At 63.8% G+C, this 12,102-nt stretch carries 12 protein-coding genes; all 12 read right to left on the bottom strand.

Features of this window, described 5'->3' with window-relative positions:
• Positions 1–52: 52 nt before the first annotated feature.
• On the bottom strand, positions 53–763 hold the full coding sequence (locus tag OKW29_RS18165; RefSeq protein ID WP_429291989.1) for a phosphoribosylanthranilate isomerase: 711 nt from the start codon (positions 761–763) through the stop codon (positions 53–55).
• Positions 760–1,572, bottom strand: coding sequence for a tRNA pseudouridine(38-40) synthase TruA (truA, locus tag OKW29_RS18160; RefSeq protein ID WP_429291988.1), 813 nt, complete (start codon positions 1,570–1,572; stop codon positions 760–762). Before truA ends, OKW29_RS18165 begins: the two co-directional genes overlap by 4 nt.
• Positions 1,569–4,250 carry a FimV/HubP family polar landmark protein gene (locus OKW29_RS18155; protein WP_429291987.1) on the bottom strand — a complete coding sequence of 894 codons (2,682 nt, stop codon included), beginning with the start codon at positions 4,248–4,250 and terminating at the stop codon, positions 1,569–1,571. The genes truA and OKW29_RS18155 overlap by 4 nt, the downstream gene beginning before the upstream one ends.
• 139 nt (positions 4,251–4,389) lie before the next feature.
• Positions 4,390–5,511: an aspartate-semialdehyde dehydrogenase gene (gene asd / locus OKW29_RS18150; protein WP_184036025.1), complete on the bottom strand. Its 1,122-nt coding sequence runs from the start codon at positions 5,509–5,511 to the stop codon at positions 4,390–4,392.
• An 84-nt stretch (positions 5,512–5,595) separates the two neighbouring features.
• A complete protein-coding gene (locus OKW29_RS18145; RefSeq protein WP_429291986.1) occupies positions 5,596–5,856 on the bottom strand; it encodes a hypothetical protein in 261 nt (86 codons plus the stop codon).
• A gap of 14 nt (positions 5,857–5,870) precedes the next feature.
• Complete coding sequence (gene leuB / locus OKW29_RS18140; protein WP_184036022.1) at positions 5,871–6,938, bottom strand: 3-isopropylmalate dehydrogenase; 1,068 nt, start codon at positions 6,936–6,938, stop codon at positions 5,871–5,873.
• A gap of 90 nt (positions 6,939–7,028) precedes the next feature.
• Complete coding sequence (leuD, locus tag OKW29_RS18135; protein ID WP_018424120.1) at positions 7,029–7,682, bottom strand: 3-isopropylmalate dehydratase small subunit; 654 nt, start codon at positions 7,680–7,682, stop codon at positions 7,029–7,031.
• 84 nt (positions 7,683–7,766) lie between these two features.
• On the bottom strand, positions 7,767–7,925 hold the full coding sequence (locus tag OKW29_RS18130; RefSeq protein WP_018424119.1) for an entericidin A/B family lipoprotein: 159 nt from the start codon (positions 7,923–7,925) through the stop codon (positions 7,767–7,769).
• A 5-nt stretch (positions 7,926–7,930) separates the two neighbouring features.
• Positions 7,931–9,340 (bottom strand): 3-isopropylmalate dehydratase large subunit, encoded by a 1,410-nt coding sequence (gene leuC / locus OKW29_RS18125; RefSeq protein WP_429291985.1) that lies wholly within the window; start codon positions 9,338–9,340, stop codon positions 7,931–7,933.
• Positions 9,341–9,661: 321 nt separating this feature from the next.
• Positions 9,662–10,963 (bottom strand): citrate synthase, encoded by a 1,302-nt coding sequence (gene gltA / locus OKW29_RS18120; RefSeq protein ID WP_184057557.1) that lies wholly within the window; start codon positions 10,961–10,963, stop codon positions 9,662–9,664.
• Between the two features lie 72 nt (positions 10,964–11,035).
• A complete protein-coding gene (locus OKW29_RS18115) occupies positions 11,036–11,308 on the bottom strand; it encodes a succinate dehydrogenase assembly factor 2 (protein WP_018424116.1) in 273 nt (90 codons plus the stop codon).
• A gap of 84 nt (positions 11,309–11,392) precedes the next feature.
• Complete coding sequence (locus OKW29_RS18110; RefSeq protein WP_090808286.1) at positions 11,393–12,097, bottom strand: succinate dehydrogenase iron-sulfur subunit; 705 nt, start codon at positions 12,095–12,097, stop codon at positions 11,393–11,395.
• Positions 12,098–12,102 lie beyond the last annotated feature (5 nt).

Genomic DNA, 12,102 nt, shown 5'->3' with positions numbered 1-12,102 from the left:
CTCTTCTCAGGATGGCTCGCGGCTTTCATCGGAAAGCGCCCGCGAGCCTGAATCATTCAGCGTCCGCAGCGCGCACCGCGCGTACGAACGCCGCCATCCGGGCGTGATCCTTCACGCCCCGGGCGCCCGCTACTTCGATGCCGCTCGAGACATCGACCGCGTACGGGCGCACGCGATGGATCGCATCACTGACGTTTTGCGCGTTCAACCCACCACTCAAAACGGCCCGATGCGCGAGTTCTGCTGGAATAAGTGACCAATCGAAAACCTTCCCACCGCCGCCGTAGCCTTCGACATGGGTGTCGAACAGAAGACCACTAGCTGCTGAATAGTTGAATGCCGATTTTACCAAATCGGCCGCTCGAGTATCCGCCGCAACACGCAACGCGCGCAACCAAGGCAAACCCGCAACGCCGGCGAGCGCCTCGCACTGCTCAGGCGTCTCGTCGCCGTGGAACTGCAACAGCGTCAGGTTCACGTTGCTCGCGACTTCGTGAACCCATTCCGGCGTAGCGTTGACGAACAGACCGACGACCGACACGAACGGCGGCACCTCGTGCACGAGTTCGACCGCTTGCGTGACGCTCACCGAGCGCGGGCTCGGCGGATAGAACACGAGGCCGATCGCGTCGGCGCCGAGGTCGATCGCGTGTGCAATGTCGACGGGTTTCGACAGTCCGCACAGCTTGATGCGCGTGCGATGTGGCACGCCTTGCAAGGCGGTGGCGTCGGTCTGAATGGCGGGGTTCTCTGCTGCTTTCATGTTTCCGGTTGCTCGGTCCATACGCTGCTCCACGGCACGCTGCCCGTCGCCGGGTCGGGCACGCCGAATTGCTCAGGATAGCCCACTTGCGCGAGGTACAAGCCGTCGGGCATGAAGGTCGGCGCCGCGCAATCGCGGCTACGGCTCGCGAGCACGTCGGCCATCCACGCGGCCGGGCGGCGGCCGCTGCCGATTTCGATCAGACAGCCCATCACGTTGCGCACCATGTGATGCAGGAACGCGTTCGCGCGGAAGCGGAAATGCACGAAGTTACCCTGTCGTTTGACGTCGATCTGGTACAGGTGCTTGAACGGCGTCTTCGACTGGCATTGCGACGAACGAAACGCCGAAAAGTCATGCTCGCCGATCAGGTGCTCGGCGGCCGAGCGCATCGCGTCGACGTCGAGTGGCGTGTGCATCCAGCCGGCGCGCGTCGTGAGCATCGGCGAGCGAACCGGACTTACGTACAGCACGTAGTAATAGGTCCGCTCGAATGCCGAAAACCGCGCGTGAAAATCGTCGGGCATCGGCTTGGCCCATTGCACGCCGATCGTCTTCGGCAGAAACGCGTTCGGGCCGCGCACCCAGGAGATATCGAGGCGATCGAGGTCGGTGTCGAAATGCACGACCTGACCCAAGCCATGCACCCCGCGGTCGGTGCGGCCGGCGACCACCGTCTGCACGGGCGTGCGCATGAATTCGCGCAGCGCCCGTTCGAGCTCGTCCTGTACCGTGTTGCCATGCGGCTGCGACTGCCATCCAGTGAACGCGGCGCCGTCGTATTGCACGCCTAATGCGATGCGCTTCACGACAGCGGTGCGAGAGTCGAAAGCAACGCGCGGGCTTCGGTGCGCGTGGCTGGATCGTTTGCTTCGATCACTTCGTTGATGAGCGCGCGGGCGCCCGCCAGATCGCCGAGCTCGATGTACTCGGAGGCCAACTCCAGCTTGTTGCGCGCGATGCGGCCGAGATCGGCCGGTGTGAAGGCCGGCAATGGCTGAGCCGGGCTCGGCGGCAACTCGAGGTCGAAGTCGAGCTTCAGCGCGCCGAAGCCGGCCGCGCCGAGGCCCGCGACGGCGACGTGGCCGGCTGTGCCGGCGGCGATCTGGTCGGCGATGTGAGGGGCGTCGTCGTCCGCGCCATGGACGCCGAAGGCCTGCTGCGCGGTCGTGTCGGGCGATGCGACCGGTTGCGTCGAAAGCGACGTGGAAGGCTCCGCTTCGCCGACGGTGGGCACTTCGATGCGCGGCGGCAGCGGCATGTTGAGGCTGCCGAACGCGTCGACGGCGTCGCGCGGAAAGTCGGTCGGTGCGGACGGCGCGGGTTCCGTCGGCACGGGGATATCGCTGAACGGCTGACCGAACGACGTAGTGGCGCGCGGTTCGATCTGATGTTGCGTGAAATCGATCACTGGGGGTGGAACGTTCAAGGGGGACTGCGGTTCGGCCGTCGCGGTGTGCGACGCTGTCGAGGGCGGTTCCGCGGCGCTTGGGCTCGGGGTTGTCGTCGTGCCTGTCGTGTTCTCTGCGGTCGGACTTTCTGTGGGTTCCTCGTCCCATTGCAGGCGATGCGCGTTCTCGTCCTGCGCCGCGGCGCCAACCGGTTCGAGCGGTCCCAGCGGCAACGCGTCGGCGCCGAGTTCTGCCGCGGCGGCGAGATTGGCGGCCGTCGCGGCGGAGCGCAGCGTCTCGTCATGGGCGGGTGCGACCGCCGGTGGTTCGCTGGACAGTTCGCTTTGGCTGGGTAGCGGGATGCTGGCGAGTGGCGCCGTTGGTGCAGTAGGTTCGGGCGTGCCTGCTTGCTGTGCCGCCTGTTCTTCTGCGGCGCGCTCGGATGTGCTGCGTTCTGCTGCTATGCGTTCCGCTTCCGCATGTTCGGCGGCGACGCGTGCTGCTGCTTGTTCGGCTGCTGCTTGTTCCGCTGCTGCGCGTTCCGCCGCGGCGTGTTCTCCGGCCGCTGCTCGCTCTGCTGCGGCTCGCTCCGCTGCCGTCTGTTCGGCTGCTGCACTTTCCGCTGCGGCTTGCTCGACTGCTGCACGTTCGGCTGCCGCGCTTTCTGCTGCGGCTTGCTCGGCTGCTGCACGTTCCGCAGCCGCACGTTCCGCTGCGGCGCGCTTGGCCGCCGCCTCCTCGGCCACCGCGCGCTCCGCTGCTACCCGCTCCGCAGCCGCGCTTTCTGCCGCTGCCTGTTCAGCTGCCGCACGTTCCGCAGCCGCATGCTCTGCTGCTGCGGCCTGCCGTGCAACCTCTTGATCTTGCGCGTCCGATCCTTCCGTGACCGCGGCCTGCCCCGCCGCCGCGCTGCCATTGCGCGAATCGGCCTCACGCGCGGATCTCGCCATTTCTGCATCAGTTGCCTGGGCGGCCCACGCCGCGGCCTCTTTATCGCGCTTGCGGCGACCCATGCGCAGAGCAGCGAGCAGAACGATCAGTGCCGCGCCCACGGCCGCCGCAATGCTCAAATCGCGCTGAGAGATGCCGCCCTCATTCGACGGCGACGTCGTCACATTCGCATGCTCCGGCGCCACGGCCACGGTCGCCGCGGAACCTGCCGGTGCCGGCTGCGCAGCGCTCGTCGGCGTTGGGCCTGAAGCGACGGGCGCCCCGCCGATACCGTGCTTCTGCAACTCCATCAGCACGCGGTTTTTCAGCGCCAGCAATTGCTGCAGACTCGACACCTGCGGATGCGGCTGCGAAGCCGCCTGCGCGGCCGACGGCGCTTGTCCGGCGGGCGCGCTCGCCGCCGGTTGAATCGATCCGGCCCATTCCCGCGTGCCACTCGTCGCCACCGGCGCCGAACCGGCCACTGGCGCGGACGAAACCGCACCACCCGCCGCCGCGCCGGTCGATACCGCCGCACTGGCCGCGCCGGAAACCGTGGATGCGGCTGGCGTCGTCGCTTGAGCCGCCGCGCTGGCCGCACTCGCGGCGGCGGCGTTGACCTGCGCGACTGCACTCGCCGTGCTGGCGGCAGCCGCCGCGGCCGGCGCGGCAGTCGGCGCGGAAGCGGGCGCAGCCGCCGTGGACTCCGACGCCCCTGCCGCGGCCCCAGTCGACGAAACCGCCAAGGCCCCCGACGCATCGAGCGCCGGCACGATCAACACCGCTCCTACACGCATCCGGCTCGGATCGTGATTCATGAACGCGGCCGGATTCGTGTCGAACAATGCGTGCGTAGCGCGCGCGAGTACCGCCCGGTCATGCGACTGCGTAATAGCGATCGCGACATCGTTCAGCGACTGCCCTGCGTGTACGGTGTACTGAGAGCCCGCAGCGACAGCAACGACAGCGGTAGTGGAACTGACAGCGGAAGCGGCATCCGGCGCGCTCGTGGCACTAGCCGGCGCGGCAAGCGCATTGCCCGCGCCACCGCCGAGCAGCGCAAGGGCGAAAGTGGCACAAGCGGCCATCGCCGCCGGACGGCTGCTGAATCGCACCTTCTCGTGACGAATGGACATAGCCCGAAGAGCGGAGCGTCGAAAGTTCATCGGGACTCCTGGGCGCGTCAGCGCGCAGCCTTTTTTGCGAGTGGAAAGAGACAAGATGATCGGAGCACACAATGAAAAAAGCGCCGCGCAAGCGCGACGCTTCTTGAGTTGTCTACGCGTCGTGAGCGCGTAGTTTACTTTACTTGTCGAGCACAATGCGAAGCATACGACGCAGCGGTTCAGCCGCGCCCCACAGCAGCTGATCGCCGACCGTGAAGGCCGACAGATACTCGCCGCCCATCGCGAGCTTGCGCACGCGGCCGACCGGCACCGTCAGCGTACCGGTGACAACCGCCGGGGACAGGTCGCGCATCGACGCTTCGCGTTCGTTCGGCACAACCTTGACCCAGTCGTTGCCCGACGCGAGGATGCTGTTCACTTCGTCGAGCGGCACGTCCTTGGTCAGCTTGATCGTGAGCGCTTGCGAATGGCAGCGCATTGCGCCGATCCGCACGCACAGACCATCGACGGGAATCGAACCCGGCGTGCCCATGGCCGGCTTGCCGAGGATCTTGTTGGTTTCCGCGCCGCCCTTCCACTCTTCCTTCGACATGCCGTTGCCGAGATCCTTGTCGATCCACGGAATCAGCGAGCCCGCGAGCGGTACGCCGAAGTGGTCGGTCGGCATGCTGTCGCTGTTCATCGCTTCGAGCACGCGGCGGTCGATGTCGAGAATCGCCGAAGCCGGGTCTGCCAGTTCGTTCTTCACCGCGCCGTGCAGCGTGCCCATTTGCGACAGCAATTCGCGCATGTTCTGCGCGCCCGCGCCGGATGCGGCCTGATAAGTCATGGCCGTCATCCAGTCGACGAGGTTTTCGCGGAACAGGCCGCCCAATGCCATCAGCATCAGGCTGACCGTGCAGTTACCGCCGATGAAATTCTTCTGGCCTTTGACGAGCGCGTTCTTGATCACGTCGAGGTTGACCGGATCGAGAATGATGACCGCGTCGTCCTTCATGCGCAGCGACGATGCCGCGTCGATCCAGTAGCCGTTCCAGCCCGCCGCGCGCAGCTTCGGGAACACTTCGTTCGTGTAGTCACCGCCCTGGCAGGAAATGATCGCGTCGCACTTCTTCAGGTCGTCGATGCTTGTCGCATCTTTGAGCTTGGTCTCGTTTTTGGCGAACGACGGCGCGTTGCCGCCCGCGTTGCTGGTGCTGAAAAACACCGGTTCGATCAAGTCGAAATCGCCTTCCTGCTGCATACGTTGCATCAGGACGCTGCCGACCATGCCGCGCCAACCTACGAGACCTACGTTCATGACTTCATACCCTTCGAATGGAAACTTCCCCGCGTCTTTGCCCGCAGTGACCGCGCGGGGAAGATGGGCGGGCACGACGGACGATCAGCGCTTCGTGATCGTTTTCGGGGTAATGGTTTTGATGGTAATGGCGAGCTCGATCGCACGGGCCGTTGTGCCGTGCATTTTGGAAATCGAGGAGATTTGGGAGATCTGAGCCATCGCAACAATATACACGAAAACGGAAAACTGGCGGCGTTCTTCGCCGTATGACGTGCAAATCGGCCTATTTAAAGGCCCGATTCGCGCTTTTAAAAGGCCAGTATTGTTGACTGACCACCGCATGCCCTCGCTCTGCGAGCGCATGCGGTGCACGCGTTTTACAGCGCGGCCACGACGGCATCGCCCATCGCGGCGGTGCCGACCTGCTTGCAACCCGGCGTGAGAATGTCGCCGGTGCGATAGCCCTGTTCGAGCACCTTCTTCACCGCGGTTTCGATGCGATCGGCCTGCCCCGCCTTGTTCAGCGAATAGCGCAGCATCATCGCGGCCGACAGGATCGTGGCGAGCGGATTGGCAACGCCCTTGCCGGCGATATCCGGCGCGGAGCCATGCGACGGCTCGTACAAGCCCTTGTTGTTCTTGTCGAGCGATGCCGACGGCAGCATGCCGATCGAGCCGGTCAGCATGGCCGCCTCGTCGGACAGGATGTCGCCGAACATGTTGCCGGTCACGATCACGTCGAACGACTTCGGCGCCTTCACAAGTTGCATCGCGGCGTTGTCGACGTACATGTGCGACAGTTCGACGTCCGCGTATTCCTTCGACACGTCGATCATCACGTCCTTCCAGAACTGCGACGTTTCGAGCACGTTGGCTTTATCGACCGAGGTGAGCTTCTTGCCGCGCTTTTGCGCCGCCTGGAATGCGACGTGCGCGATGCGGCGCACTTCGGGTTCCGAATAGCGCATCGTGTCGAAGCCTTCCTTTGCGCCGGCGAACAGGCCGTCCGGCGACGTACGCACGCCGCGCGGCGCGCCGAAGTAGATGTCGCCGTTCAGTTCGCGCACGATCAGGATGTCGAGACCCGAAACGATCTCTTCCTTCAGCGACGACGCGCCCGTCAGTTGCGGGTAGCAGATCGCCGGACGGAAGTTCGCGAAAAGTTCCAGGTGCTTGCGCAGACCGAGAATCGCCTGCTCAGGGCGCAGCGCGCGTTCGAGCTTGTCGTACTTCCAGTCGCCGACCGCGCCGAACAGGATCGCGTCGGCTTCCTTCGCGAGCGCGAGCGTCGAGTCCGGCAGCGGGTGGCCCTTCGCTTCGTAGCCCGCGCCGCCGACCGGCGCTTCTTCGAGTTCGAACTTCTCGCCGAGCACGTTCAGGACCTTGACGGCCTCCTTGACGATTTCGGGACCGATGCCGTCGCCCGGCAACACTGCGATCTTCATGCGAATTCCTTGATGATTTTGTTCGGATCTTCTGGCGCAAACCGACATTGGCGCGCGGACTTCACGCCCCTGACGCCCTCACGGTTTCGCTTAGCGGACGAGGCGATTGTTCAGCCACGGTTGCTTCGCGAGACGCTCCGCTTCGAATTGGCGGATCTTGTCCGCGTGACGCAGCGTGAGGCCGATGTCGTCGAAACCGTTCAGCAGACAATACTTGCGGAACGCGGCGACTTCGAACGGATATTCGGTGCCGCCGTCGGCCGTGCGCACGACTTGCGCTTCGAGGTCGATCGTCAGCTCGAAGCCGTTGAACGCATACGTCTCGTTGAACAGATGATCGACCTGCTGTTCGGTCAGCACGATCGGCAGCACGCCGTTCTTGAAGCAGTTGTTGTAGAAGATGTCCGCGAAGCTCGGCGCGATCAGCGCGCGAAAGCCGTATTGCTGCAACGCCCAGGGCGCGTGTTCGCGCGAGCTGCCGCAGCCAAAATTCTTGCGCGCGAGCAGCACCGAGGCGCCCTGGTAGCGCGGCTGGTTCAGCACGAAATCCGGGTTCAGCGGACGCTTCGAGTTGTCTTGACCCGGTTCGCCGTGGTCGAGGTAGCGCCATTCGTCGAACGCATTCGGACCGAAACCCGTGCGCTTGATCGACTTCAGGAACTGCTTCGGAATGATCGCGTCCGTGTCGACGTTCTCGCGATCGAGCGGCGCCACGACGCCGGTGTGTACGATGAATTTATCCATGACGCTTGCGCCTGTTCAGGACCGGGCGATGCGACTGGCGGCTGGAACCCCCGCGCCGTATCGCCGGCAAAAATCAAAAACCGCTTATTTCTCAGCGTGATTGCTGATCGAATTGCCGAGGTGCGACATGTCCTGGCCGAATCCGTGCACCGTGTTGCAGCCGGCTAGACCGAGCAGGAGCCCGGCGAACGTGCCGAGTGCGAAGCGGCGCAATAGAGTGATGCGATTCATGTTCTTCATCATGCGATTTATCCGAGCTTGCGAATGTCGACGAAATGCCCTTCGATGGCCGCAGCCGCGGCCATTGCGGGGCTCACCAGGTGCGTGCGGCCACCAGCGCCCTGACGACCTTCGAAATTGCGGTTCGACGTGGATGCGCAACGCTCGCCCGGCTCGAGCCGGTCGGCGTTCATTGCCAGACACATCGAGCAGCCCGGCTCGCGCCATTCGAAACCGGCCTCGGTAAAGACCTTGTCGAGGCCTTCACGCTCCGCCTGCGCCTTCACGAGACCCGAACCCGGCACGACCATCGCCAGACGGATGTTCGGCGCGACGCGACGGCCGAGCTTCTTCACGACGTAAGCCGCGGCGCGAATGTCTTCGATGCGCGCGTTGGTGCACGACCCGATGAAGATTTTATCCGGCTTGATCGACTCGATCGGCGCGTTCGGCTCGAGCGCCATGTACTTGAGCGCGCGCTCCATCGCGTCGCGCTTGACCGGGTCCTTTTCGCGCTCCGGATCCGGCACGCGGCCGTCGATCGGCGTGACCATTTCCGGCGACGTGCCCCAGGTGACCTGCGGCACGATTTCGGCGGCGTTCAACTCGACCACGCGATCGAAATGCGCTCCGTCGTCCGACTTGAACTGCTTCCAGGACTCGACCGCGTGATCCCACTCGACGCCCTGCGGCGAGAACGGACGGCCTTTCAGGTATTCGACCGTGGTGTCGTCGACGGCGACCATGCCGGCGCGCGCGCCCGCTTCGATCGCCATGTTGCAGACCGTCATGCGGCCTTCCATTGTCAGCGAACGGATCGTCGAGCCGCCGAATTCGATCGCGTAGCCGGTGCCGCCCGCGGTGCCGATCTTGCCGATGATCGCGAGCACGATGTCCTTCGCGGTACAGCCGCGCGGCAATTGGCCCTCGACCTTCACGAGCATGTTCCTGCTCTTCTTCTGCAGCAGCGTTTGCGTGGCCAGCACGTGCTCGACTTCCGACGTGCCGATGCCGTGCGCGAGCGCGCCGAACGCGCCGTGCGTGGACGTGTGCGAGTCGCCGCAGACGATCGTCATACCCGGCAGCGTGGCGCCCTGTTCAGGCCCGATGATGTGAACGATGCCCTGACGCAGGTCGTTCATCTTGAACTGTGTGATGCCGAAGGCGTCGCAGTTGGCGTCGAGCGTGTCGACCTGCAGCTTCGACACCGGATCGGCGATGCCGTGGCTGCGGTCCGTGGTCGGCACGTTGTGGTCGGACACGGCCAGGTTCGCGCTGATGCGCCACACCGGACGCTCGGCCATCTTCAGGCCTTCGAACGCCTGCGGGCTGGTCACTTCATGCAGCAGGTGACGGTCGATGTAGAGAATCGTGGTGCCGTCGTCTTCCGTGTGGACCACGTGCGTGTTCCACAATTTGTCGTAGAGAGTCTGTGCCATGGTATGCGGGGTAGTAATGACTGCGGGCTGACTGTGTCGATCGATTATGCCACGCTGCGCACCGCGATGGGCTGCATAGACGGCGAAAAAACCGATAAAAAACATGGGGTTGGCTGGTAGTGTCGATACCTGTATCGGTGTTACCCGGCAAGCATCGGCTACCGGCGACGCCAATGCGCCGCATGCCCCGACCCGCGGCGGCCGCAGAAACAGAAACGCCCCAACGGTCAACCCGTCGAGGCGTTTTATTCACTCGGATTTCGCGCTTTTTGCACGGCACGAATGCCGCTGCGAAGCGCGCGTATCGAGGTCGATCAGCGATCAGCGCTGTGCGATCGGCTTCGCTTCACGCAGCGTCTCGCCGATGAACAACTGACGCGGACGGCCAATCTTCTGCTCGGGATCGGCGATCATTTCGTTCCACTGCGCGATCCAGCCGACCGTACGCGCCATCGCGAAGATACACGTGAACATCGACGTCGGAATGCCCAGCGCGCGCTGCACGATACCCGAGTAGAAGTCGACGTTCGGGTACAGCTTGCGCGACACGAAGTATTCGTCTTCGAGCGCGATCTTTTCGAGTTCCATCGCGAGCTTGAACAGCGGATCGTCGTGCAGGCCCAGCTCTTCGAGCACTTCGTAGCAGGTCTCGCGCATCAGCTTCGCGCGCGGATCGTAGTTCTTGTACACGCGGTGGCCGAAGCCCATCAGCTTCACGCCCGAGTTCTTGTCCTTCACCTGCTTGATGAACTCAGGAATGTTGTCGACCGAGCCGATTTCTTCCAGCATGGTCAGCGCGGCTTCGTTCGCACCGCCGTGCGCCGGGCCCCACAGACACGCGATACCCGCCGCGATACACGCGAACGGATTCGCGCCCGACGAACCGGCGAGCCGCACGGTCGACGTCGACGCGTTCTGCTCGTGGTCAGCGTGCAGGATCAGGATACGGTCGAGCGCGCGCACCAGCACGTCGTTGACCTCGTACTCTTCGCACGGGTTCGAGAACATCATGCGCATGAAGTTCGCGCTGTACGACAGGTCGTTCTTCGGATACACGAACGGCTGGCCGATGCTGTACTTGTACGCCATCGCGACCAGCGTGGGCAGCTTCGCGATCATACGGATCGCCGACACTTCGCGGTGACGCGGGTTATTGATGTCGAGCGAGTCGTGATAGAACGCGGACAGCGCGCCGACCGCGGCGACCAGAATTGCCATCGGATGCGCGTCGCGGCGGAAGCCGCGGAAGAAGAACTGCATCTGCTCGTGCACCATCGTGTGCTTCGTGACGGTGCCGACGAATTCGACCTTCTGCTTCTGGTTCGGCAGCTCGCCGTTCAGCAGCAGGTAGCAGGTTTCGAGGAAGTCGGCGTTTTGCGCGAGGTTGTCGATCGGGTAGCCGCGGTAGAGCAGTTCGCCCTTGTCGCCGTCGATGTAGGTAATCGCCGAATTGCACGCCGCCGTCGACATGAAGCCCGGGTCGTACGTGAATTTGCCGGTCTGGCCGTACAGTTTGCGAATGTCGATCACATCCGGGCCAATCGTGCCCTTGTAAATCGGCATTTCGACGCTCGGCGAATTGTCGCTGAACGATAGCGTGGCTTTAACATCTGACGGGGTCATAGCACATCCTCAATCGAAGTATGGATACAGGGTTTCGATAATTGCACGCCTGGAACAACGGACTGGCGGCGCTCAAGCGTTGCGCAGCAACTCCAGAACCCGGACCACGTCCGGGTCGGCCAGATCGCCTTCTGGTTCCTTGCGCGCGAGTAGCAAGTCCATCAGGTCGTTATCGCTCAGCTCGAGCAGGCGCGTGAGTGCGCCCACGTCGGCATCGCTGAGGTCATGCTCATATCGGCTGAAAAAACGCTCGAAAATCAGGTCGTTTTCCAGCAGGCCCCGCCGTGCGCGCCAGCGAAGACGCGCGCGGCGGAGAGGGTCGGACTGATGCGATGTTTCGGTCATGTCGGTACACCCCGCGCCGCGCCCCGGCGCACTGACCGCCCTCTCGGGGGCAGCGCGCGCCAGGGAGCGCGGAGCTCATTGATACTAGACAGCGCGGCGAACCATCAATTCCTTGATCTTGCCGATTGCCTTGGTCGGGTTAAGGCCCTTCGGGCAAACGTCGACACAGTTCATGATCGTGTGGCAACGGAACAGACGGTACGGATCTTCCAGGTTGTCGAGGCGCTCGCCGGTTGCCTCGTCGCGGCTATCCGCGATGAAGCGGTAGGCTTGCAGCAGACCAGCCGGGCCGACGAACTTGTCCGGATTCCACCAGAAGCTCGGGCACGACGTCGAGCAGCTCGCGCACAGAATACATTCGTACAGGCCGTCGAGCTCGTCGCGTTCTTCCGGCGACTGCAGACGTTCCTTCTCCGGCGGCGGCGTATCGTTGATCAGGTACGGCTTGATCGAGTGATACTGGTTGAAGAACTGCGTGAAGTCGCAGATCAGGTCGCGCACGACGGGCAGGCCCGGCAGCGGACGCAGCACGATCTTCTGCGGCAGGTCGTTCAGGTTCGTCAGGCACGCGAGGCCGTTCTTGCCGTTGATGTTCATTGCGTCCGAACCGCACACGCCTTCGCGGCACGAGCGACGGAACGACAGGGTTTCGTCGAGCGCCTTCAGCTTGATGAGCGCGTCGAGCAGCATGCGTTCGTGCGAGTCGATTTCGATCTCGTACGTCTGCATGCGCGGAGCGGCGTCCTTGTCCGGATCGTAGCGGTAAATTTCAAATGTACGCTTGGCCATTTCTC

Source organism: Paraburkholderia sp. CI3, from assembly GCF_050436505.1.
Taxonomy (GTDB): domain Bacteria; phylum Pseudomonadota; class Gammaproteobacteria; order Burkholderiales; family Burkholderiaceae; genus Paraburkholderia; species Paraburkholderia tuberum.
The sequence above is the reverse complement of the archived record's forward strand: the minus strand, read 5'-3'. Positions and strand labels throughout refer to the sequence as shown.

Coding starts and splice junctions, on each gene's coding strand:
- OKW29_RS18165 (WP_429291989.1), bottom strand. CDS start 763: ATGAAAGCAGCAGAGAACCCCGCCATTCAGACCGACGCCACCGCCTTG.
- OKW29_RS18155 (WP_429291987.1), bottom strand. CDS start 4,250: ATGAACTTTCGACGCTCCGCTCTTCGGGCTATGTCCATTCGTCACGAG.
- asd (WP_184036025.1), bottom strand. CDS start 5,511: ATGAACGTAGGTCTCGTAGGTTGGCGCGGCATGGTCGGCAGCGTCCTG.
- OKW29_RS18145 (WP_429291986.1), bottom strand. CDS start 5,856: ATGCGCTCGCAGAGCGAGGGCATGCGGTGGTCAGTCAACAATACTGGC.
- leuB (WP_184036022.1), bottom strand. CDS start 6,938: ATGAAGATCGCAGTGTTGCCGGGCGACGGCATCGGTCCCGAAATCGTC.
- leuD (WP_018424120.1), bottom strand. CDS start 7,682: ATGGATAAATTCATCGTACACACCGGCGTCGTGGCGCCGCTCGATCGC.
- OKW29_RS18130 (WP_018424119.1), bottom strand. CDS start 7,925: ATGATGAAGAACATGAATCGCATCACTCTATTGCGCCGCTTCGCACTC.
- leuC (WP_429291985.1), bottom strand. CDS start 9,340: ATGGCACAGACTCTCTACGACAAATTGTGGAACACGCACGTGGTCCAC.
- gltA (WP_184057557.1), bottom strand. CDS start 10,963: ATGACCCCGTCAGATGTTAAAGCCACGCTATCGTTCAGCGACAATTCG.
- OKW29_RS18115 (WP_018424116.1), bottom strand. CDS start 11,308: ATGACCGAAACATCGCATCAGTCCGACCCTCTCCGCCGCGCGCGTCTT.
- OKW29_RS18110 (WP_090808286.1), bottom strand. CDS start 12,097: ATGGCCAAGCGTACATTTGAAATTTACCGCTACGATCCGGACAAGGAC.